The sequence below is a fragment of the Rathayibacter sp. AY1B4 genome (genome assembly GCF_002932815.1).
Classification (GTDB): Bacteria; Actinomycetota; Actinomycetes; order Actinomycetales; family Microbacteriaceae; genus Rathayibacter.
The window spans coordinates 125,234-147,236 of record NZ_PSWN01000003.1; the positions used below are offsets into that span (position 1 = coordinate 125,234).

A 22,003-nucleotide genomic window follows, 5' to 3' on the forward strand; every position below is an offset into this window, starting at 1 on the left:
GAGCTCAGAGGGCGGCGGTGCGGCGCGCGGGCAGGCGCTCGGCGAGCTCGCGGAGCACCTCGCTGGTGCCGCCGTCGATCTTGATGCTCGCGCGCGAGTCGCCCTTGGTGGTGCCGCGGTTGACGATCACGATCGGCATCCGGGCGCGACGGGCGATCTCGAGGAAGCGGATGCCGGAGTTGACCACGAGCGACGAGCCGGCCACGAGCAGGGCGTCGGCGCCCGCGACGATGGCGCGCGCCTCCTCGAACCGCTCGGTCGGGATGAACTCGCCGAAGAAGACGATGTCCGGCTTCAGAATCCCGCCGCAGACCGTGCACTCGGGGACGGTCATCGCCGAGACGTCGTGGACCTCGGCGTCGCCGTCGGGGTTGAGGGAGGAGACGTCGGGGTCGTCGAGCCAGGGGTTGAGCGCCTCGATCCGCTCGGCCACCGCGTCGCGGGCGAAGTACTGGCCGCAGGTCATGCAGCGCACACGGTCCGCCGAGCCGTGCAGATCCACCACGCGGCGCGAGCCGGCTCGGACGTGCAGGCCGTCGACGTTCTGCGTGACGACGCCCGTGAGCAGGCCGCGCTCCTCGAGCCGGGCCAGGGCACGGTGGCCGTCGTTGGGGCGCGTGCTGGTGAAGCGGCGCCAGCCGAGCTGGCTGCCGGCCCAGTACCGGCGGCGGTAGTCGGGATCGGCGACGAACTGGGAGTAGGTCATCGGGCTGCGCACCGGTGCCCCGGCTCCGCGGTAGTCGGGGATGCCCGAGTCGGTGCTCATGCCCGCGCCGGTGACGGCGGCGATGCGGCGCCCGCTGAGGAGTTCGACGGCCTGCTCGACCGCGAGCGCCTCGGGGCCCTCGGCGACCGGTGTCGGACTCGACTCCATCCGCGCCTCCTTCGAGGGCCGTTCGAGCGGCCCCTGGACGAGTTTAGTCCGCGCCGTGCCCTAGATTGCCGGGATGCCGATCGTGCACATCACCGACCTCGACCACCCGCTCCTCGCCGACTACCACCGCCTCACCGACGTGGCGCTGCGGCGGGTGCTGGAGCCGGAGGGCGGTCTGTACATCGCCGAGTCCGCCAAGGTGATCGAGCGGGCGCTCGACGCCGGGCACCGTCCCCGCTCGGTCCTGGTGCAGGAGAAGCGGCTGCCGGACGCGGCCGGGGTGCTCGAGCGTCACCCCGAGGTGCCCGTCTTCGTGGCGCCGGATCCGCTGATCGAGGAGCTGACCGGGTTCCACCTCCACCGCGGAGCGCTCGCCTCGATGCACCGTCCGCCGCTGCGGCCGATGGCCGAGCTGCTGGAGGGCGCGCGCCTCGTCGTGATCCTGGAGGACCTGGTCGACCACACCAACGTCGGCGCCGTCTTCCGCGCCGCGGCCGGCATGGGCGCGGACGCGGTCCTTGTGACGCCGCGCTGTGCGGACCCCCTGTACCGGCGCAGCGTCCGGGTGAGCATGGGCACGGTCCTGCAGGTGCCGTGGACGCGCACCCCCGAGTGGGCACCGGCTCGCCGCGCTCTGGAGGAGGCCGGGTTCTCGGTCGCCGCGCTGGCGCTCGCTCCGGACGCAGTGCCGCTCGACGAGTACGCGGCGGCTCGCCCCGAGCGCGTCGCGATCGTCCTGGGCGCCGAGGGGGACGGCCTCAGCCGCGCGGCGCTGGACGCCTCGGACACCGTCGTCACCATCCCGATGCTGCACGGCGTCGACTCGCTCAACGTGGCCTCGGCGAGCGCCGTCGCACTGTGGGCGCTGACCCGCGGGCGCTGACCGCCAGGCTCCGGCGCTCGGCGGCCCCGCGGTGACCCGCCGCTGGCGCTCGCGACGCGGGATCGGGGTCGGTGCCGCGCGTCACCCGCCGCGTACGACGACGGGGCGGCGTCCGGGACGGGTGAGAGGCCCGCCCGTACGATGACGGGGTGACCTCCCCGACCCGATCCGACGACGCCCTCGACCTGTTCGGGGAGCCCGCCGCGCCGGAGCCGCGACCGCGTCGACGGCGCGGGGCGGTCGTCGCCGGTCTCGTCGCCGCGACCGTGCTGGTCGGCGGAGGCGGTGCCTACGCGACCAACGCGGCGACCGCGGAGCTGCCGACGGCGAGCGCCGTCGCGGTGGACCCCGTCTCGAGCGCCGTCGACGCGCCCGCTCTGGCCTGGCCGGCCTACGGCTCCGGCGCCGTGGCGGCCGTGGGCATCGACGGGACGGAGGAGGACGGGCTGCTCGCCCGCTACGGCTCCACCGGAACCGTGCCGACGGGGAGCATCGCCAAGGTCGTCACCGCTCTCGTCGTCCTCGCGGCGAAGCCGATCGCAGAGGGGACGGACGGGGAGACCATCACCTTCACGAGCGCGGATGTGCAGTACTACAACGACACCCTGGCCGAGAACGGCTCGAACGCTCCGGTCACCGCGGGTCTGCAGCTGACCGAGCGGGAGGCGCTGACCGCCATGATGCTCCCGTCCGCGAACAACTACGCGAAGTCGCTCGCGATCTGGGCGTACGGCTCGGAGGACGCCTTCCTCGCCGCGGCGCGCGGCTGGCTCGACGGGCAGGGGCTCGAGCGGACCTCCCTCGCCGACACCAGCGGGCTCTCGCCGGCGACGGTCAGCACGACGGCCGAGATGGTGCGCCTGGGCGAGCTGCTGATCGCGGACCCGGTGCTCGCTCCGATCGTCGCGACGCCGACCGCGGTCATCCCGGGGGTCGGCGAGGTCGACAACACCAACTCGCTCCTCGGCCGCTCGGGAGTGGACGGTATCAAGACGGGGACGACCGACGAGGCGGGCTCGTGTCTGCTGTTCTCGCTCGACGCGACCGTCGAGGGCCGGCCGGTCACCCTCGTCGGCGTGGTGGTGGGCGCGCGCACGCACCCGCAGCTCGCCGCGGACGTGCTGACCCTCGTCCCGACCGTCGAGGCGGGCTTCCGGACCGTCCCGCTGACCGTCGAGGGGCAGGACTACGGCACTCTCACGAGCGCGTGGGGGGAGACGGCGACGGCCGAGACCGTGGAGGCGCGGTCCGTGCTCGTCTGGGGCGCGGTCTCGACGTCGACCACGGTCGCCCTCGATCCGCTCGAGACCGTCGCCGACGGCGAGCGCGTGGGGACCGCGACCGTCGACGTCAACGGCACCTCGTACGAGCTTCCCCTCGTCGCCGACGGGTCGATCGAGGACCCGGGCTTCGCCTGGCGCCTCGGCCACCCGGCCGAGCTGTTCGGCTGAGCGCGGGGCGAGCCGCCGCCTCCCGGGAGCGGATCAGGCCAGGGGATCCGCGGCCCGGTCGCCGACGATCCGCACGCCGGCGGTCGCGATGTCCTCGGCGACCTCCTCCGGCGTCGCGTTGCCCGGCACGACCGAGCCCGGCTCCGAGGCCGCGGGATCGGTGCTCCAGCGCTCGGCGGAGGGCCGCTTGGCGGTGATGAAGTCGCCGGAGGACTGGTGGCGGACGCGGCGCAGCACCCACGGCACGAGGTACTCCCGCGCCCACTGGATGTCCTCCGTGCGGGCGGCACGCCACGTGCGGGCGTGCAGCGGCTCCGGGGCGAGGGGGCGCAGGTCGTTCTCGACGTTCAGCGACTCGAGAACCATGCGCGCGACCTCGTGGTGGCCGTGCGGGTTGAGGTGCAGGCGGTCCGGCGCCCACATCCGCACGTCCTGGATCTCCTGGAGGGACCACTGGTCGGCGACGATGCAGTCGTACCGCTTGGCCAGCGCCCGCAGGTTCTCGTTGTAGATCGCGACCTTCCCGCGGATCCGCCCGAACACGGGGGAGAAGCCCACGTCCACTCCGGTGAAGAGGACGACGGTCGCCCCGTCGGAGCGGAGCCGGGCGAGGCCCGACTCGAAGCGGGACGCGATGTCGTCGGGGTCGGTCCCCGGGCGGATGACGTCGTTCCCGCCCGCGGAGATGGTGATGAGGTCGGGGCGCAGCTCCAGGGCGGGCTCGACCTGCTCGTCGACGATCTGCTGCAGGAGGCGGCCGCGCACCGCCAGGTTGGCGTAGGCGAAGTCCTCGTTCTGGCTGCCCAGGACCTCCGCCACGCGGTCCGCCCAGCCGCGGTGCCCGCCGGGGCTGCCGGGCTCGGGATCGCCGATCCCCTCGGTGAAGGAGTCGCCCAGGGCGACGTAGCGGGACCACGGATGACGCTGCTCGACCATCCCTCCATCATGCTCCGCACCCGGCCGCCGGTGGCACGGCGCGACACGCCGTGCGCCTCCCGGCGGGCCGCGGAGACCGAGCCGCTGTCGGAGGCGTCGGCTAGATTCGGTCCACGTGAACAGTCCCTCGAGCTTCGGTCATCAGGTCGGCACCTCCGCCGCTGAGCACCTGTCCCCGTCGTTCCCGGGCAGGGCGCCGTGGGGTACCGCGAACAAGCTCCGCGCCTGGCAGGCGGAGGCGCTCGAGGCCTACTTCCAGCACGAGCCGCGCGACTTCCTGGCCGCCGCGACCCCGGGCGCGGGCAAGACCACCTTCGCGCTGCGGCTGGCCGCCGAGCTGCTGCACAACCGCACGGTCGACCGGATCACCGTGGTCGCGCCGACGGAGCACCTCAAGCGCCAGTGGGCCGAGGCCGCGCACCGCGTCGGCATCCGCCTGGACCCGACCTTCACCAACCGCATGGGCCGCCACGCCCGCCACTACCACGGCGTCGCCGTCACCTACGCGCAGGTCGCCGTCCGCGCCGAGCTCCACCGCGAGCTCACCCTGTCCGGCCGCACCCTCGTCATCCTCGACGAGGTGCACCACGCCGGCGACGCCCTCAGCTGGGGCGACGCGGTGCGCGAGGCCTTCGAGCCCGCCGTCCGCCGGCTCTCGCTGACCGGGACGCCGTTCCGCTCGGACACGGCGGCGATCCCGTTCGTCAGCTACCTGCCGGACGAGGAGGGCATCCGCACCTCGCTCACCGACTACGCCTACGGCTACGGCCGCGCGCTCGCGGACGGCGTCGTCCGGCCGGTGCTGTTCATGGTCTACGCCGGGCAGATGCGCTGGAAGTCGAAGGCCGGCGACGAGATGGAGGCGCGGCTCGGCGAGGGCAACACCAAGGACATCACCTCGCAGGCCTGGCGGACCGCGCTGGACCCGAAGGGCGACTGGATCCCCTCGGTCCTCCGCGCCGCGAACACCCGCCTCACCGAGGTGCGGCGCGCCGTGCCCGACGCCGGCGGCCTGGTCATCGCGACCGACCACTACACCGCGCGCGCCTACGCCGCGATGCTCCGCGAGATCAGCGGCGAGACCGTCACCGTCGTGCTCTCCGACGAGAAGGAGGCGAGCGACCGGATCGAGGAGTTCGCGAAGGACACCAGTCGCTGGATGGTCGCGGTCCGCATGGTCTCCGAGGGCGTCGACGTGCCGAGGCTCGCCGTCGGTGTCTACGCGACATCGGCGTCGACTCCGCTGTTCTTCGCCCAGGCGATCGGCCGCTTCGTGCGCGCGCGGCGCCGCGGCGAGACCGCCTCGGTGTTCCTCCCGAACGTGCCCGGCCTGCTCGCGCTGGCGGGCTCGATGGAGCTGCAGCGCGATCACGCCCTCGACCGCAGGACCTCCGACGACGAGGAGTACCCCGAGGCCGATCTGATGGCCGACGCCGAGCGCAGCGAGAAGGCGTCCTCGGATCTCCTGGAGGAGGGCCGCTTCGAGTCGATCGGCTCGGCCGCCACCTTCGACCGCGTCGTCTACGAGGGCGCCGAGTTCGGGATGGAGGTCGAGGTCGAGAGCGAGGAGGAGCTCGACTTCATCGGACTGCCGGGGCTCCTCGAGCCCGACCAGGTGCGGGAGCTGCTCCAGCACCGGCAGCAGCGGCAGGCCAAGCGCGCCGGCAGCCGCGCGGGGGCGGCGGCCCCGGCCGAGCCGGCGAGCGAGATCCCGGCACCGCTCTACCGCACGCTCAAGGAGCAGCGCAGCCTGCTCAACTCCCTGGTCGGCCTGTGGGCACGGGGGACGGGCGAGTCGCACGGCCAGGTGCACACCGAGCTGCGCCGGCTCTGCGGCGGACCCGCGGTGGCGCAGGCGAGCGTGACCCAGCTGCAGGCGCGGATCGATCTCCTGCGGCGCAGGCTCGGCTCGCACTGATCGCGGTGAGGCGCGCCGGTACGTGGCGCCGCACTCTCGACGACGGAGCCGATCGCTGCTCCCGCCCAGCCCGGCCGGCCCCTCCGCGTGCGCCGGACAGTCCCTCCGGCGCGTTCTAGCCGATGCACCCGGCGCGGCGCCAGCCCTCCCCGGCGGACCGGGCGCGACCGTACTGTTCGAGCGTGACCCACCGGAACGACCTGCCCGCTCATGCGCCCGCAGGACGAACCGGACGGCGGTTCCGGCCGCCGGTCGTGACCACCGGAGGAGGACCGCGCGATGAGCGCTGACCGTCAGGGGAATGCTCGAGACACGCTCGCTAAGCTGAGCAGTCGGTCCGTCGCGGAAGTGACGGACCATCACCCCCGACGTCGGGCATCCGCAGACCGCACATCGGCGTCTCCCGGACTGCCCGAGAACAATCCCCTGAGGAGTCTCGTGGAGACCTGGCCCGGAACCGCCTACCCGTTGGGCGCGACGTTCGACGGAAGCGGCACGAACTTCGCCCTGTTCAGCGAGATCGCCGAGCGCGTCGAGCTGTGCCTCTTCGAGGAGGACGGCACCGAGACGCGCGTCGAGATCCAGGAGTCGGACGCCTACGTCTGGCACTGCTACCTCCCGCAGGTCCAGCCGGGCCAGCGCTACGGCTTCCGCATCCACGGACCGTACGACCCCGATGCCGGCCACCGCTGCAACCCGAACAAGCTGCTGCTGGACCCCTACGCGAAGGCGATCTCGGGGGAGATCGACTGGGACCAGTCCCTCTTCTCGTACACCTTCGGCGACCCGGACTCGACGAACGACGAGGACTCGGCGCCGCACATGATGATGGGCGTCGTCATCAACCCCTTCTTCGACTGGGCCGGTGACCGCCGCCCGCGCACCTCCTACGACAGCACCGTGATCTACGAGGCGCACGTGAAGGGGCTCACCAAGACGCACCCCGACGTGCCGGAGGAGCTCCGCGGCACCTACGCCGGAGTCGCCCACCCCGCGGTGATCGACCACCTCAAGCACCTGGGCGTCTCGGCGATCGAGCTCATGCCCGTGCACCAGTTCGTGAACGACTCGACGCTGATGGACAAGGGCCTCTCGAACTACTGGGGCTACAACACGATCGGCTTCTTCGCTCCGCAGAACACCTACTCCTCCACGGGCGACCAGGGCCAGCAGGTCCAGGAGTTCAAGAGCATGGTGAAGGCGCTCCACGCGGCCGGCATCGAGGTCATCCTCGACGTGGTCTACAACCACACGGCGGAGGGCAACCACCTCGGCCCCACGCTGTCGTTCCGCGGCATCGACAACGAGGCCTACTACCGCCTCGTCGACGACGACAAGCGCTACTACATGGACTACACCGGCACCGGGAACACCCTGAACGTGCGCCACCCGCACTCGCTCCAGCTGATCATGGACTCGCTGCGCTACTGGGTGACGGAGATGCGCGTCGACGGCTTCCGCTTCGACCTCGCCTCGGCGCTGGCACGCGAGTTCTACGACGTCGACCGGCTCTCCACCTTCTTCGAGCTCGTCCAGCAGGACCCGGTGGTCTCGCAGGTGAAGCTGATCGCCGAGCCGTGGGACGTCGGGCCGGGCGGCTACCAGGTGGGAAACTTCCCGCCCCAGTGGACGGAGTGGAACGGCAAGTACCGCGACACGGTCCGCGACTTCTGGCGCGGCGAGCCGTCGACGCTGGGGGAGTTCGCCTCGCGCCTCACCGGCTCGGCCGACCTGTACGCGCACTCGGGCCGCTACCCGGTCGCCTCGATCAACTTCGTCACGGCGCACGACGGCTTCACCCTCCGGGACCTGGTGTCGTACAACGAGAAGCACAACGACGCCAACGGCGAGGACGGCAACGACGGGGAGTCGCACAACCGCTCCTGGAACCACGGAGTGGAGGGCCCCACGGACGACCCGCGGGTGCTCGCGCTCCGGGCACGCCAGCAGCGGAACTTCCTCGCGACGATGCTGATCTCCCAGGGCGTCCCGATGATCCTCCACGGCGACGAGCTGGGCCGGACCCAGAACGGCAACAACAACACCTACGCCCAGGACAGCGAGCTGACCTGGATCGACTGGGCGCACGCCGACCGGCCGCTGCTCGAGTTCACCGCGGCGCTCATCCGCCTGCGCGCCGAGCACCCGACCTTCCGACGCATGCGCTTCTTCGACGGCCGCCCCGTCCTGCGCGGCGACGGCGAGCCCCTGCCCGACATCGTCTGGTTCACCGCTGCCGGCACCGAGATGTCCCCGTCCGACTGGGACTCCGGTCTCGGCCGATCGGTGGGCATCTACCTCAACGGCAACGGGATCCGCGAGCGCGACCAGCGCGGGCGCCCCGTCACCGACGACAGCTTCCTCCTGTACTTCAACGCCGACGACGTCGACGTCGAGTTCGCGATCCCGAGCGACGAGTACGCGCTCGAGTGGAGCGTCCTCGTCGACACCGCCGGCGCCGAGGCGGACTCGATCCCGCGTCCGGCGGGGGCGATGCTCACCGTCCAGGCGAAGTCTCTCGTCATCCTCCAGGAGCACAGCACCCCCGAGCCCGAGGTCGACCACTCGGTCGCCGCCTCGCTCGCGTCCCTGGCCGCCACCTCGGCCATCCCGATCGTCTCCTCGACGGGACCCACCAGCCCCCACGCCGAGTCGACCGACTCCGCGACCGCACCCTCGACAGGAGCCTGACGTGCGTCTGCCCGCCTCCACCTACCGCCTCCAGATCCGGTCGGCGTTCGACCTCGACGACGCCGCCAGCGTCGCCGACTACGTGCGCGCGCTCGGAGCGGACTGGCTGTACTTCTCGCCGCTGCTGAAGGCCGAGCCCGGCTCGGACCACGGCTACGACGTGGTGGACCACACCGAGGTCGATCCCGACCGCGGTGGCGCGGCCGGCCTGGCGAACGCCTCGGCCGCGGCGCGGGCGGAGGGCCTCGGCGTCCTCATCGACATCGTCCCCAACCACATGGGCGTCGCGACCCCGAGCGAGAACTCGTGGTGGTGGGACCTGCTGAGGAACGGGAAGTCCTCCCGCTACGCCACCGCCTTCGACATCGACTGGGAGGCGGGGGGCGGGAAGCTGCGCGTGCCGATCCTCGGCGACGGTGCGAGCGAGGGAGACAGCGACAGCGAGCTCGACGCGCTCGAGGTCGTCGGCGACGAGCTGCACTACTACGAGAACCGCCTGCCGATCGCGCCCGGCACCGCCGAGCCCGGCGACTCCGGCCGCACGGTGCACGAGCGCCAGAGCTACGAGCTCGTGAACTGGCGCCGCGCCGACGCCGAGCTGAACTACCGCCGCTTCTTCGCGGTGAACACCCTCGCCGCCATCACGGTCGAGCGGCCCGAGGTGTTCGACGCCTCGCACGCCGAGATCGTCCGCTGGTTCACCGAGGGGCTCGCTGACGGCCTGCGCGTCGACCACCCGGACGGCCTGGCCGACCCGGGCGGATACCTCGACGACCTGGCCCGCGCGATCGGCGGCGCGCCGATCTGGGTCGAGAAGATCCTCGAGGGCGACGAGGAGCTCCCGCCGCACTGGGCGACCGTCGGCACCACGGGCTACGACGCCCTGGCCGACGTCGACCGCATCCTGGTCGACCCCGACGCCCGCCCCGTGCTGGAGGGCCTCGACGCCGAGCTCACGGGGAAGGGCGCCCCGCTGCAGTGGGCCGACCTCATCCACGACACCAAGCGCGGCATCGCGGACGGGATCCTCCGCTCCGAGGTCCTGCGGCTGGCCCGCCTGATCCCCGGCATCGAGGGAGCGGACGACGCGCTGGCGGAGCTCCTGGCGACCTACCCGGTCTACCGCAGCTACCTCCCCTACGGAGCGGAGCACCTCGAGCACGCCCGCGTCGACGCCGTGCGCCGCCGTCCCGAGATCCGCGCGACCATCGACGAGGTCGCCGCGGCGCTCGGCGAGACCGGCACGCCGGTGTCCGTGCGCTTCCAGCAGACCTCCGGCATGGTGATGGCGAAGGGCGTCGAGGACACGGCGTTCTACCGCTTCAGCCGCCTCACCTCGCTGAACGAGGTCGGAGCGGACCCGGACGAGTTCGCGATCGACCTGGTCGAGTTCCACCGCCGCCAGGCCGTGCGCCAGGCCTCGTTCCCCGCCTCGCTCACCACGCTCTCGACCCACGACACGAAGCGCGGCGAGGACACCCGTGCCCGCATCACCGCACTGGCCGAGGACCCGGAGGCGTGGGCGGCGACGCTCCGCGAGCTCCACGCCCTCGTCGGCTTCGGCGACGGCCCGATCGAGCACCTGCTCTGGGAGGCCGTCGTGGGGACCTGGCCCGCGAGCCGCGAGCGCCTGCACGCCTACGCCGAGAAGGCGTCGCGCGAGGCCGACGACTCGACGCACTGGACCGCTCCTGACGAGCAGTTCGAGAAGCGGATGCACGCGGCGATCGACGCGGCGTTCGACGAGCCCGCCGTCCGCCGGCTGGTCGAGCAGACCGTCGAGCGGGTGTCGGCCGCCGGCTGGTCGAACGGCCTCGCCGCGAAGCTCGTGCAGATCACCGCCCCGGGCATCCCGGACGTCTACCAGGGCAGCGAGCTCTGGGAGACCTCCCTCGTCGACCCGGACAACCGCCGCGAGGTCGACTTCGGGCAGCGTCGAGCGCTGCTGGAGCGGATCGACGGCGGCTGGAAGCCCGCGATCGACGCCGAGGGAGCCGCGAAGCTCCTCGTCACCTCGCGCGCCCTCCGGCTCCGCCGCGACCGCCCCGAGCTGTTCACCCGCTACACCGCCGTCCCTGCGATCGGGCCCGCCGCCGAGCACGCGATCGCCTTCGACCGCGGCGGCGCGCTGACCGTCGCGACCCGGCTCCCCGAGGGCCTCGCCGCTTCGGGCGGGTGGAACGGCACGGTCGTGGTCCTGCCCGGGCACCCGATGGAGGACGTCCTCACCGGCCGCACCTTCGCGGGAGGAGTGACTCCGGTCGCCGAGATCCTCGCCGACTTCCCCGTGGCACTGCTCGCCCCGGTCTCCTGACCGGTTCCGCCACCGCACCGCAGACCGATACGACCCCTCCTGGAGACAGCAGTGATCAGCACGACTCCCTACCGCTACGCACTCCCGACGACCGGGCCCGAGCGGTTCGACGTCTGGGCCCCCGAGGCCTCGACGGTCGAGCTCCTTCTCGGTGACGACTCGTCGCTGACGATGACCCGCCACGGAGACGACGGATGGTGGCGGGCGCCCGCGTCGGCCCCGGCCACCGGCGAGGTCGACTACGGGTACCGGGTGGACGGCAGCGGTCCGCTGCCGGACCCCCGCTCGCGCCGCCAGCCGAAGGGCGTGCACGAGCTCTCGCGCACGTTCGACCCCTCGGCGCACGAGTGGGGCGACTCCGCCTGGACCGGGCGCGAGCTCGCCGGCGCCGTCATCTACGAGCTGCACCTCGGCACGTTCACACCCGAGGGCACCCTGGACGCGGCGGCGGAGCGCTTCGAGCACCTGCGCTCGATCGGCGTGGACTTCATCGAGCTGCTGCCGGTCAACGCGGTGAACGGAACGCACAACTGGGGCTACGACGGCGTCCTCTGGTACGCCGTGCACGAGCCGTACGGCGGACCCGAGGCGTACCAGCGCTTCGTGGACGCCGCCCACCGCGCCGGCCTCGGCGTGGTCCAGGACGTCGTCTACAACCACCTCGGCCCGAGCGGCAACTACCTGCCGGAGTTCGGCCCGTACCTCAAGAACGAGAAGGCCAACACCTGGGGCAGCTCGATCAACCTGGACGGCGAGGGTTCGGACACCGTTCGCGGGTACATCATCGACAACGCTCTGATGTGGCTGCGCGACTACCACGTCGACGCCCTGCGCCTGGACGCGGTGCACGCCCTCTCGGACGAGCGGGCCGTGCACGTGCTCGAGGAGATGGCGAGCGAGGTGGCCGTGCTGTCGGCCCACGTCGGGCGCCCTCTGACGCTGATCGCCGAGTCCGACCTCAACGACCCGACGCTGATCACTCCGCGGGAGGCGCACGGCTACGGGCTCGACGCGCAGTGGAGCGACGACTTCCACCACGCGGTCCACGTCGCGCTGACCGGGGAGACCACGGGCTACTACGAGGACTTCGCGCCGCTCGGCGCCCTCGCGAAGGTGCTGACGCGGGGCTTCTTCCATGACGGCACCCTCTCGACCTTCCGCGGCCGCCACCACGGCCGTCCGGTGGACACCGAGCACATGCCGACCTGGCGCCTGGTGGTCTGCAGCCAGAACCACGACCAGATCGGCAACCGGGCGGTCGGCGACCGTCTGACGGCGACCCTCGACGAGGGGCGCCTCGCGATCGCCGCGGCTCTGACGCTGCTGGGCCCTTTCACTCCCATGCTGTTCATGGGGGAGGAGTGGGCGGCGTCGACCCCGTGGCAGTTCTTCACCTCGCACCCGGAGAAGGATCTGGGCGAGGCGACGGCGAAGGGCCGCATCGAGGAGTTCGCGAAGATGGGCTGGGACCCGGAGGTCGTGCCCGACCCGCAGGACCCGGAGACGTTCCTGCGCTCGCGGCTCGACTGGTCTGAGGTCGGGGAGGGGCGTCACGCCCGCACCCTCGAGGTGTACCGCGAGCTGGCGGTGATCCGCCGCCGCTACCCCGAGCTGACGGACCCGCGCTTCGGGTCGCTCCGCGTGGAGTTCGACGAGGAGGCCCGCTGGCTGACTCTCGGCCGCGGTCGGGTGACCGTGGCGATCAACGTCGGCGAGTCCGCCGCCCGCATCGCCCTGCCGGAGGTGGCGGAGACGCTGCTCGGCGTCGGGGAGTACGCGGTGCAGCCCGGGGACACCGAGGTGGATCTCGGCGGTTCCTCGCTGCTGGTGACGCTGAGCGCCTGAGCGCCTGAGGTCCGTGGCGGCCGGCTGTTCAGGTGGCCGGCCGCCGCTGTCCTGAACGGCCGCCTCGGGCCCGAGCGCTCAGAGCGCGACCGCGGCGTACTCCGTCGCGGTCACGACCCGCACTCCCTCGTCGTGGACGAGCAGGAGCGCGCGGAGGGGGATGGCCCGCTTGTGGCACGCCGCCGCCAGGTGACGGGCGAGGACCCGGTCGGTCTCGCCGAGGAAGGCGCGCCCGGGACGTTCCAGGGCGAAGGCGAGCGAGCCCACGTCCTGGTGCGCCACGGCCTTGGCGAGGGTGGCGACGATCCGCTCGGTCTTCTCCTCGTCGGGGTGCACGGGGAGTCCGTCCACCGGGTAGAGGATCGGCAGCTGCACGCCGTCGCGGTCGAGGAAGATCGGCCACAGGGCCCGGCGGTAGGCCGGTCCGATCAGCGAGGAGACGCGCTCGCGCAGCTCGCGGTCGTTCAGGAGCGGCGCATCGAGGTGCGGAGCGGGAGCGGCGTGGTCGAGAGTGGTCATGGTGTCGCTTTCTCGTGGGGCGAGCGGGCGGTGCCGCTGAGGGGTCATCGGAAGTTGCGGGAGGTGGTGCGAGCGCCGACCGTGAGGGTCTCGAACCTGTCGGCGAGGAGGTTCGTCACCCCCTCGTCGGAGCGCTCGAGGATCCCCCTGACCAGCAGGGCGGGTGCCTCGCGGGCCACGCGGCGGTAGCGGTTCCATACTCCGACGGAGCAGATCACGTTGAGGATCCCGTGCTCGTCCTCGAGGTTGAGGAAGGTCACTCCACCGGCTGTGGAGGGACGTTGGCGGTGGATCACGACCCCGCCGACCTCGATCCGGGTCCCCGAGGGGATGGCGGGGAGATCGGCCGAGGAGCGGGCGCCGCGGCGAGCGAGCCCCTCGCGGAGGTGGCGCAGCGGATGGTCGTCGGGCGAGATGCCGGTGGCCCAGAAGTCGAAGACCACGCGCTCCTGAGGGGAGAGCATCGGCAGGAGCGGGGGCTGCACGACGACCGTGGAGCCGGCGAGGAACTCCTCGCGGTCGCCTGCGGCGGTGCCGGCCTCCCAGAGCGCCTGCCGACGCTGCAGACCGAGCGAGTCGAAGGCGCCCGCGGCGCCGAGGGCCTCCAGCTGAGCCGCGGTCGTGCCGACCCGACGCGAGAGGTCGGCCATGCTCGCGTAGGGTCCGCCGCGTTCGCGCTCGGCGACGATGTGCTCGGCGAGCGCGGTGCCGATGCCCTTCACCCCTGCCAGCCCGAGCCGGATCACGAAGCCGCTGTCGCGCCTGTGGTCGTCCGTGTGGAAGTGCTCGGTGCGGTCGAACAGTCCCGTGGGCGGCTGATCGGCGCGGAGGCAGTCGTCGCTCCCGTAGGCGGCGCCGCCCCTCCGGCGTGCGGGGGCGTCCTCCTTCGCCTCGAGCCCGGGAGGCGCCAGGGAGCGGTTGACGTCGGGCGAGACGACCTCCACTCCGTGACGCCGGGCATCGGCGACCAGGGTGTGCGGGGCGTAGAAGCCCATGGGCTGCGCCCTCAGCAGCGCGGCGGTGAACGCGGCGGGGTAGTGCAGGCGGAGCCAGGCGCTCGCGTAGACCAGCAGGGCGAAGCTGATCGCATGGCTCTCGGCGAAGCCGAAGTTCGCGAAGGCCTGGATCCGGAGGTAGATGTCGTCCGCGACCTCGCCCGTGATGCCGTTGCGGGCCATCCCCTGGTAGAGCCGCTCGCGGAGGGTCTCGATCTTCTCGGTCCCGCGCTTGGACCCCATCGCCCGGCGCAGCAGGTCGGCGTCCTCCGCGTTGCAGTCGCCGACGGCCACGGCCACCTGCATGAGCTGCTCCTGGAAGAGCGGCACGCCGAGGGTGCGCTTGAGCGGCGTCACGAGGAGGGGGTGCTGGTACGTCACCGGCTCCTCGCCGAGCTTGCGGCGGATGTAGGGGTGGACCGCACCGCCCTGGATGGGGCCGGGGCGGATGAGCGCGACCTCGATCACCAGATCGTAGAAGCGGCGCGGCTGCAGCCGGGGGAGGGTGCCCATCTGCGCCCGGCTCTCGACCTGGAACACCCCGATCGAATCGGCGCGGCAGAGCTGGTCGTAGACGCCCTTCTCCTCCCGGGGGAGGGTGGAGAGGTCCCACTTCTCGCCGACGTGCTCGGCGACGAGGTCGAACGTGTACTGCAGGGCGGCGAGCATCCCGAGCCCGAGGAGGTCGAACTTGACCAGGCCCATCCAGGCGCAGTCGTCCTTGTCCCACTGCAGGACGGTGCGGTCCTCCATCCGGGCGGGCTCGATCGGGCAGACCTCGCCCACGGGCCGGTCGGTCAGCACCATGCCGCCGGAGTGGATGCCCAGGTGCCGGGGCGTGCCCAGCACCCGGGTGGTCAGGGCGACCACGTCCTCGGGGATGTCGTGGTCGGTGCTCTCGGTGACGGACCCCCACCGCTCGACCTGCTTCGACCAGCCGTCCTGCTGCCCGGCGCTGTATCCGAGGGCCTTGGCCATGTCGCGCACGGCGAACTTGGGCCGGTAGGTGATGACGTTGGCGACCTGGGCCGCGTTCAGACGTCCGTACTTCCGGTAGACGTACTGGATCACCTCCTCGCGCCGCTCCGAGTCGAAGTCGACGTCGATGTCGGGCTCCTCGTCGCGGATGCTGGAGAGGAACCGCTCGAACGGCAGGTCGTAGAAGATCGAGTCGACCGCCGTGATGCCCAGGACGTAGCAGACCGCCGAGTTGGCGGCCGAGCCGCGTCCCTGGCAGAGGATGCCGTTCCGCTTGGCGTAGTGGACGATGTCGTGGACGATCAGGAAGTAGCCCGGGAAGTCCTTCTGCTCGATCACCGCGAGCTCCTTCTCGAGGCGCGCGAGGACGTCGGCGTCGGCGCGGGGGTACTTGGCCGGCACGGCCTCGCGCACGAGCTCGCGCAGCCAGCTCATCGAGGTGTGCCCCTCGGGGACCTCCTGGCGCGGCAGCCGGGGCCGGACTCGGCCGAGCTCGAAGGCGATCTCGTCGGCGACGCGCACCGTGTTCTCCACGGAGCCGGGGTAGCGGCCGAAGCGCTCGGCCATCTCGGCGCCGGAGCGCAGGTGGGCGCCGCCCGCTGCGGGGAGCCAGCCGTCCATCTCGTCGAGGCTCCGGCGTGCTCTGACCGCGGCGAGGGCCGTCTGGAGGGGGCGCTCCTCCGGCCGGGCGTAGTGCACGTTCCCGGTGGCGACCGTCCGCAGCCGGAGCTTCTCGGCGATCGTCGCCAGCTGGTCGTTGGCGCGCGAGGCGAGGGGATCCCCGTGGTCGTACAGCTCCACGAGGACGTTGGCGGGACCGAAGAGCCGGACGAGCTCGCGGACCTCCTGCTCGGCCGCGGCCACTCCTGCGGCGGCGAGCGCGTGACGGACCGCTCCCTTGCGGCAGCCCGTCAGCACGATCCAGTGGCCGTCGGCGGCGCGCGCGAGCTCCTCGAGGTCGTAGCTCGGCTTGCCCTTCTCGGCTCCGGCGAGCTGGGCGGTGGTGATCGCACGGGCGAGGCGGTGGTAGCCCTCCTCGCGGCGCGCGAGGACGAGCAGGTGGGTCCCCTCCGGATCGGCGACCCCGTTCTGAGGCGAGGTGAGCCCGATCGAGAGCTCGGCTCCGAAGGCCGTGCGGACGGCGTGCCCCTGCGCGGCCTCGGCCATCCTCACGATGCCGTAGAGGCCGTCGTGGTCGGTGAGCGCGAGAGTGTCGATGCCGAGCCGGACCGCCTCCTCGACCAGCTGCTCCGGCTTGCTCGCCCCGTCGAGGAAGCTGAAGTGGGAGTGGGCGTGCAGCTCGGCGTAGGGCACCGGATGAGCCGGCGGCCGGACGTCGTCCCCGGCCACGTAGGCGGGGCGCTTGTGCGACCAGGCCGGACTGTCGCCGCCGTCGCCCCGGATGACCGTGCCGTCGGCGCGCTTGCCGCTGGAGAGGCGGCGCTCGAACTCCGACCAGGGGATCGGCGGGTTGTTCCAGCCCATCGGGGCTCCTTCGGTGCTCGTTCGCGGTGGTGGAGGGATGCTCCGGTTCAGTCGTAGCGGGCCTCTGCTGCCCAGACCCCGTCGAGGCAGAGCAGCAGCCAGGCGACACCGGCGGCGTCGACCACCTGGAAGCGGTCGTAGCGGACGGCGGTGCTCGGATCCCACCAGCGCTCGTCGATCGGCCAGGGACCCGCCCATCCGGCGAGGGGCTCCAGGCGTGCCTGAGAGGTCCCGGGGGTGAAGTAGGCGGGCACGGAGCTGAGGGCGCCGCGCTCGTCGACCGCGACGGGTTCGCCCCTCGGTCCGCGGACCAGCACGGCCGCGGGCTCCGCGAAGACCGTCGGCGGGAGGGGCGGCGGCAGGGAGCCGGGCCAGGGCAGGGTCCTCGGCCGTGCGTCGCCCGGCTCCCGGTCGCCCCAGGGGATCAGGTGCTGGCGGTCGCGGAGGGATCGACCCCCTCCGATCGACGCGGTCATCACGGCCTCGTGCCCGAGCATGCTCTGCACGCGGCTCAGCCCGTGGTGGACGCGCTCCTCCGGAGCGGTGCCCCAGAGACCCTGCTCGTGGTTGCCGATCGCGTCGACCGCCTCGGGCTCGACGCACAGCCGCGAGATCGGCGCTCCGAGACCGGTGTCGATCTCCCCGCTGCCCTGCAGCTGCCAGCGGACCCGGTCGAGCACGTCGCCCGGGGTGAACCATCTCGGGTGCAGCCAGCTCCGGGAGGAGACCTCACCGCGCTCGCTGACGACCTCGATGCGGATGGCGGTCGCGACCAGCTGTGCGCGGGTGAGCCCGGCGACGAACTCCTCCGCGGGGACGCGGAAGGCGAAGGCGGCCTGGTCGATGCGGTCCAGAGGGGGCTCGAACTCCATCGCCCGGTCGAGGCGCTCCGGCGGGAGCCGGGGCACCACCGTCTCCGACTCCGCACCGGCGGCGAGGAGGTGCGCGTGGGCGCCGTCCGGTCCGAACCGGGCGGCGACGTCCTCGCGAGGGAGGGCGGCGAAGGCGCCGAGGGTGCGGACGCCGAGTCTGCGCAGGAGCGCCACCAGGTCGTCCCCCCGGCGGGGAGCACGTGCAGGGGCTGCGACGGACTCGGTCTCGAGGGCGTCGAGCGGGAGAGGAGCGAGGAAGCCTGCCGCTGCTCCTGGGGGCACGACGGCGACGGGGCGGCCGGAGTGCTTCGCGGCGAGCTCGGAGGCGAAGAGCCCGTCGGCGATCCCGATGCGGGCGTCGGGGAGACCCAGCTCGGCCAGCCGCTGCAGGATCGCCTCGGCCGCGCTCTGCTCGCTCCCGTAGTAGCGGCGCGGACCGCGGGCGCGGATCGCGCACAGACCGGGCCTGATCAGCTGGACGCCCGGGGTGATCTCCTCGAGCGCCTGGATGAGCGGCTCGAACGCCCGGTGGTCGAGCACCGGGTCGTACGGGAGGACGGCGAGACCCGTGCAACGGGACTGCGCCTCGCGCACGCGCATGCCCCGCCGGACCCCCTCCGCCCGGGCAGCGGGGGAGGAGGCGAAGACCAGGCTCTTCTCCGTGAGGGCCAGGGGGTGCTCGTCGCTGAGGCCGGCGTCGGCGGCGGCCGCGAGGAGGGGCCAGTCGGGGCACCAGACGAGGATCGTCCGCCGCAGCTCGGGTGCGCTCGCCATCTCAGACCGCCCGCTCGTGCAGGCGGCCGTGCTCGACCCGGGAGCCGAAGGCGCTCTCGACGCCGGGCATGCTCATCCGCACCGTGCGCACCCGGGTGCCGGCCCGGCCGACCACATCGACCATCGCCTCCCGGGAGCGCAGGTAGCCGTGGCCGTCGCCGAGCCCCTCCCAGCGGCTGCTGCGGATGCTGAGCCGCGCCTCGGCCTGGGGCCACTCGCCGAGGACCACGAGCGCGGCACCCCGCTGGCGCAGTCGTGCTCCCAGACGCGAGACGTCGGCCGAGGAGACGGAGGCGGGCGGACGGGTGAGCACGACGGTCAGCACATCGACCAGAGCGGCGGTGACGGTGAGCCAGTGCTCGGCCGGTGCGGGCACGAGCACCAGGCGCTCGAGGTCGATCCCCATGCCGGCCGCGGCCTCGGCCCCGAACTCCGGGACGCCCACCACGCCGCACCACGAGCCCTCGGCGGACGGGCCGGCGAGCAGCCCCATCGCCAGACTCATCGAGCCCTCCACCGAGTAGGCGGCACCCTGCTTGAGCGAGCCGCCCGGGAGCACGGAGGAGAAGGCCGGCAGGGTGGCGAGGCTCCTGGTCTCGAGAGTGGTCGCCTGCATGTCCCGGATGCGGGACTGCAGCTCCTTCACCGACGCGAGCTGCCGCAGAAGGGGCTCTGCGGCCTCGGCCGTCTCCGCGGAGACGAGGGGTGAAGGGGGGCTCATCTGCCCATGTTCGAACATGTGTTCGAGTATGTCAATCGCCACCGACATCCACCGGCGAGCCGCTCGGACCCCTCCGCGACCGCCCGGCGAGGCGCACTGAGGAGGAGGTTCCAGACGTCCCGGTCAGTCTCGCATCCGCCTCCGACATCCCCGTCCGGGGGCGTTCTGCACCGGGTCTCGGCGAGGGAGGGCCTCCTGCCGCGCCTCTACCATGGGAGCCATGTCCGACGCCCTGCCCGACCACGCCGACTCCGACGCCACCGCCCCGGCCGCGCCGCGCAGAAGGACCCTCGTGGTCAAGATGGGGTCCAGCTCGGTCACCAAGCAGTCGGGTCCGGATCCCGTTCTCCTGGCCAGCGCGCTCGAGAGCGCCTTCGCCGCCCGCGCGCTGGGCTGGGACGTCGTGCTGGTCTCCTCCGGCGCCGTGTCCTCGGGCCGGGCGCTCTTCGCCCGCTCGCAGGAGGAGCCGATCAGCGCCCGCCTGGCGGCAGCGGTGGGCCAGACCGTCCTGATGGGCTTCTACCGCTCGGTGGCCGAGCTCTCGGGCGCCCTGGTCGCGCAGATCCTCATCGGCGAGTCCGACCTCGCCTCTCCCCGGCAGATGGCACACGTCGCCGAGGCGATCCGCCACGCCCTCGACGCCGGAGTCGTGCCCGTGGTCAACGGCAACGACACGATCGACTCCGCCGGCTCGGACAACGACGGCGTCGCCGGCGGATTGGCGATGCTCCTCGGCGCGGACCTGCTGCTGCTGCTCACCGACGTCCCCGGCGTCTTCGCCGGCAGCATCGCCGAGGGCGTGCACCTCGAGGAGCTGGGCATCTCGGAGCTGCGCCGCATCGGCGTGCAGAAGGGCGGTACCGGCCGAGGGGGCATCCGCTCCAAGCTGCGGGCCGCCGAGCTCGCCGCGCACAACGGCGTCTCGACCAGGATCGCCGGGGCGCGCACCCCCGAGGTCATCCTGGGCGCCCTGGGAGGGCCGGGCCCGGGCACCCTCGTCCGCGCCGTGCACGCGCATCCGCCCGTGGAGCAGCGCTGGATCTCCGGAGTGGCCACCGGCCGCGGCCGCGTCGAGATCAACCTCGAGGCCGAGCGGAGCATCGGAGCCGGCTCGAGCCTGTTCGCCTCGGGCATCAAGCGCGTCTCCGGCGAGTTCGGCGGCGGCGACGTGATCGAGGTGCGCGCCCTCAGCGGAGAGCTCCTCGCGCGCGGCGTCTCCCGCGTCTCCTCGCGTCTGCTGACCCTGGTCCGCGCACTCCGGGTCGACGAGATCGCCCGCGTCTTCGTGGCGGTCCTCGGGCATGCCGCCACGACGGCGCCGTCGGCGAGTCCGGAGGGGGAGGAGAGGCCGCAGCTGACCCGCGCTCTGGAGTACGCGCGCACTCTCTCCTCCGAGCACGCGCGGGCCGTCGCGATGGAGATCGTCTCCCTCTTCCCCGCCGAGAGCATCTCGGCCCTGCTGGGACAGGGCGCGGGGGAGGGCGAGCTCGTCGAGCGCTACACCCGCCTCGTCCGCACCCTCGCCATCGTGGAGAACGAGAACCTGGCCGTCTTCCGCTCCTGACCGCCGGTGGCGCGCCACTTCTCAGTGCATTTCGCGCCTTCGCGTCATGATCGCCGTTCTCCGGTGTCTTCCTGGTGATGGCGCCGCTCCTGGGCGCCCCCGACGGAACGGATCATCGATGAGCGTCCCCACTTCCACAGCCGGCCACTTCCGCGAGTCCGACATCACGCCCGAGAGCTTCGAGACCGAGAGGCTCGAGCGGCGGCTCGCCCTGCTCGAGGCCTCGATCGCCCAGGGGGAGCGGGCACTGCTGGGCCGGGTCGACCCGAGCAGCGGAGCTCCCCTCCCAGGCGCCTGCGGGGGGCACCGAGCCCAGCTGGTCAGCAACCTGACGACGGAGCGGGCCCTCGCCGACCGCATCCGGGAGATGCTCGCCGCTCGGAGCTGACGGGGTGCGTACGGCACGATGGGGCCATGGTCACCATCACCGTCGCCGGTCTCGCCCAGCACTTCCACCCCGCCGAGCGGGGCACCGTCCGCCTCGAGATCCGGCGCGAGTCGCGATCCCGGCCCCAGGCGCTCGCCGAGGTCACCGCCCTGCACGCGCGGGTCCGTGAGGAGGCGGCCGCCGAGCAGGCGTCCGGCGCCGCCACCTGGTGGTCCTCCGATCAGATCTCGGTCTCCTCGATCCGCCGGTACATCAAGGACTCGGACGTCACGCAGCTGTTCCATGTCGCGGCCGCCGGGGTCCGGGTGAAGTACCGGGACTTCGCGGCTCTCGGGCGCTGGGTCGGCTCGATCTCGGAGGTGCCGGGGATCCAGATCTCGGGGGTCGACTGGGACGTGACGGCGGCACGACGTTCGGGCATCGAGCGCGAGGTCCGCACCGCTGCCGTCCGCGACGCGCGCGAGCGGGCCGAGGCCTATGCGGCGGCTCTCGGCCTGACCGAGGTGCGGGTGCTGACCCTCTTCGAGCCGGGACTGCGGCCGCACACGCGCATCGAGGGCGGCTCGGCGATGATGAGCCGCGCCAAGGCGTTCTCCTCTCCTGAGGAGCCGTTGGCCCTCAAGCCGGAGGACATCGAGGTCACCGCCTCGGTCTCCGCCGACTTCGAGGCGCACTGACGCGGAGACGCGACCGGGCGCCCGGTTCCGCTGCGGACGGAGAGCGCCTGCCTGCACCTGCGACCCGCTGATCGTCTGCATGGCGACCCCGAGAGTCGCCCCGAGGCGACCGACCATC

At 72.6% G+C, this 22,003-nt stretch carries 15 protein-coding genes; 9 read left to right on the forward strand and 6 right to left on the reverse strand.

What is annotated here, in order from left to right:
• Positions 1-4: 4 nt before the first annotated feature.
• Positions 5-874 carry a Sir2 family NAD-dependent protein deacetylase gene (locus tag C5D66_RS02880; protein ID WP_104221978.1) on the reverse strand — a complete coding sequence of 290 codons (870 nt, stop codon included), beginning with the start codon at positions 872-874 and terminating at the stop codon, positions 5-7.
• 73 nt (positions 875-947) lie between these two features.
• On the opposite strand from C5D66_RS02880, the gene C5D66_RS02885 reads away from it, so the two are divergent.
• Positions 948-1,757, forward strand: coding sequence for an RNA methyltransferase (locus tag C5D66_RS02885; protein ID WP_104232619.1), 810 nt, complete (start codon positions 948-950; stop codon positions 1,755-1,757).
• A 149-nt stretch (positions 1,758-1,906) separates the two neighbouring features.
• Positions 1,907-3,208 (forward strand): D-alanyl-D-alanine carboxypeptidase family protein, encoded by a 1,302-nt coding sequence (locus C5D66_RS02890; protein WP_104254991.1) that lies wholly within the window; start codon positions 1,907-1,909, stop codon positions 3,206-3,208.
• 33 nt (positions 3,209-3,241) lie between these two features.
• On the opposite strand, the gene C5D66_RS02895 is transcribed toward C5D66_RS02890, so the two are convergent.
• Complete coding sequence (locus C5D66_RS02895; RefSeq protein ID WP_104254992.1) at positions 3,242-4,144, reverse strand: SGNH/GDSL hydrolase family protein; 903 nt, start codon at positions 4,142-4,144, stop codon at positions 3,242-3,244.
• A gap of 115 nt (positions 4,145-4,259) precedes the next feature.
• Here C5D66_RS02895 and C5D66_RS02900 point away from each other — a divergent pair, with 115 nt between their 5' ends.
• The 4 genes from C5D66_RS02900 to treZ all read left to right on the forward strand — a co-directional run bounded on the left by C5D66_RS02900 (position 4,260) and on the right by treZ (position 12,912).
• A complete protein-coding gene (locus C5D66_RS02900; RefSeq protein WP_104254993.1) occupies positions 4,260-6,062 on the forward strand; it encodes a DEAD/DEAH box helicase in 1,803 nt (600 codons plus the stop codon).
• Positions 6,063-6,500: 438 nt separating this feature from the next.
• Positions 6,501-8,753, forward strand: a complete 2,253-nt coding sequence (gene glgX / locus C5D66_RS02905) for a glycogen debranching protein GlgX (protein WP_104237465.1) — start codon at positions 6,501-6,503, stop codon at positions 8,751-8,753.
• A 1-nt stretch (position 8,754) separates the two neighbouring features.
• The gene (gene treY / locus C5D66_RS02910; RefSeq protein ID WP_104254994.1) at positions 8,755-11,067 is read left to right on the forward strand and encodes a malto-oligosyltrehalose synthase; all 2,313 of its coding nucleotides are present in this window, start codon (positions 8,755-8,757) and stop codon (positions 11,065-11,067) included.
• A gap of 51 nt (positions 11,068-11,118) precedes the next feature.
• Positions 11,119-12,912, forward strand: coding sequence for a malto-oligosyltrehalose trehalohydrolase (gene treZ, locus C5D66_RS02915; RefSeq protein WP_258063884.1), 1,794 nt, complete (start codon positions 11,119-11,121; stop codon positions 12,910-12,912).
• Positions 12,913-12,990: 78 nt separating this feature from the next.
• On the opposite strand, the gene C5D66_RS02920 is transcribed toward treZ, so the two are convergent.
• Genes C5D66_RS02920 through C5D66_RS02935 form a run of 4 tightly spaced genes read right to left on the reverse strand, consistent with a single transcriptional unit; the run spans position 12,991 to position 19,256 of the window.
• Positions 12,991-13,431, reverse strand: coding sequence for a hypothetical protein (locus tag C5D66_RS02920; protein ID WP_104232613.1), 441 nt, complete (start codon positions 13,429-13,431; stop codon positions 12,991-12,993).
• Positions 13,432-13,475: 44 nt separating this feature from the next.
• Positions 13,476-16,889 (reverse strand): error-prone DNA polymerase, encoded by a 3,414-nt coding sequence (locus C5D66_RS02925; RefSeq protein ID WP_104254995.1) that lies wholly within the window; start codon positions 16,887-16,889, stop codon positions 13,476-13,478.
• A 47-nt stretch (positions 16,890-16,936) separates the two neighbouring features.
• Positions 16,937-18,535 carry a DNA polymerase Y family protein gene (locus C5D66_RS02930; RefSeq protein WP_104254996.1) on the reverse strand — a complete coding sequence of 533 codons (1,599 nt, stop codon included), beginning with the start codon at positions 18,533-18,535 and terminating at the stop codon, positions 16,937-16,939.
• Between the two features lies 1 nt (position 18,536).
• Positions 18,537-19,256, reverse strand: a complete 720-nt coding sequence (locus tag C5D66_RS02935; RefSeq protein ID WP_104225270.1) for a hypothetical protein — start codon at positions 19,254-19,256, stop codon at positions 18,537-18,539.
• A 220-nt stretch (positions 19,257-19,476) separates the two neighbouring features.
• On the opposite strand from C5D66_RS02935, the gene proB reads away from it, so the two are divergent.
• The 3 genes from proB to C5D66_RS02950 all read left to right on the forward strand — a co-directional run bounded on the left by proB (position 19,477) and on the right by C5D66_RS02950 (position 21,885).
• Positions 19,477-20,820 carry a glutamate 5-kinase gene (proB, locus tag C5D66_RS02940; protein ID WP_181028721.1) on the forward strand — a complete coding sequence of 448 codons (1,344 nt, stop codon included), beginning with the start codon at positions 19,477-19,479 and terminating at the stop codon, positions 20,818-20,820.
• 118 nt (positions 20,821-20,938) lie between these two features.
• Positions 20,939-21,208, forward strand: coding sequence for a hypothetical protein (locus tag C5D66_RS02945; RefSeq protein ID WP_104254998.1), 270 nt, complete (start codon positions 20,939-20,941; stop codon positions 21,206-21,208).
• Positions 21,209-21,234: 26 nt separating this feature from the next.
• Entirely contained in the window at positions 21,235-21,885 is a 651-nt protein-coding gene (locus tag C5D66_RS02950) for an SIMPL domain-containing protein (RefSeq protein WP_104254999.1), read from the forward strand.
• Positions 21,886-22,003 lie beyond the last annotated feature (118 nt).

Excerpts from the sequence above, each read along its gene's own strand:
- C5D66_RS02930 (WP_104254996.1), bottom strand. The coding sequence starts at position 18,535 with ATGGCGAGCGCACCCGAGCTGCGGCGGACGATCCTCGTCTGGTGCCCC.
- C5D66_RS02925 (WP_104254995.1), bottom strand. The coding sequence starts at position 16,889 with ATGGGCTGGAACAACCCGCCGATCCCCTGGTCGGAGTTCGAGCGCCGC.
- C5D66_RS02945 (WP_104254998.1), top strand. The coding sequence starts at position 20,939 with ATGAGCGTCCCCACTTCCACAGCCGGCCACTTCCGCGAGTCCGACATC.
- C5D66_RS02920 (WP_104232613.1), bottom strand. The coding sequence starts at position 13,431 with ATGACCACTCTCGACCACGCCGCTCCCGCTCCGCACCTCGATGCGCCG.
- C5D66_RS02880 (WP_104221978.1), bottom strand. The coding sequence starts at position 874 with ATGGAGTCGAGTCCGACACCGGTCGCCGAGGGCCCCGAGGCGCTCGCG.
- proB (WP_181028721.1), top strand. The coding sequence starts at position 19,477 with ATGTCCGACGCCCTGCCCGACCACGCCGACTCCGACGCCACCGCCCCG.
- C5D66_RS02895 (WP_104254992.1), bottom strand. The coding sequence starts at position 4,144 with ATGGTCGAGCAGCGTCATCCGTGGTCCCGCTACGTCGCCCTGGGCGAC.
- C5D66_RS02950 (WP_104254999.1), top strand. The coding sequence starts at position 21,235 with ATGGTCACCATCACCGTCGCCGGTCTCGCCCAGCACTTCCACCCCGCC.
- C5D66_RS02935 (WP_104225270.1), bottom strand. The coding sequence starts at position 19,256 with ATGAGCCCCCCTTCACCCCTCGTCTCCGCGGAGACGGCCGAGGCCGCA.
- C5D66_RS02885 (WP_104232619.1), top strand. The coding sequence starts at position 948 with ATGCCGATCGTGCACATCACCGACCTCGACCACCCGCTCCTCGCCGAC.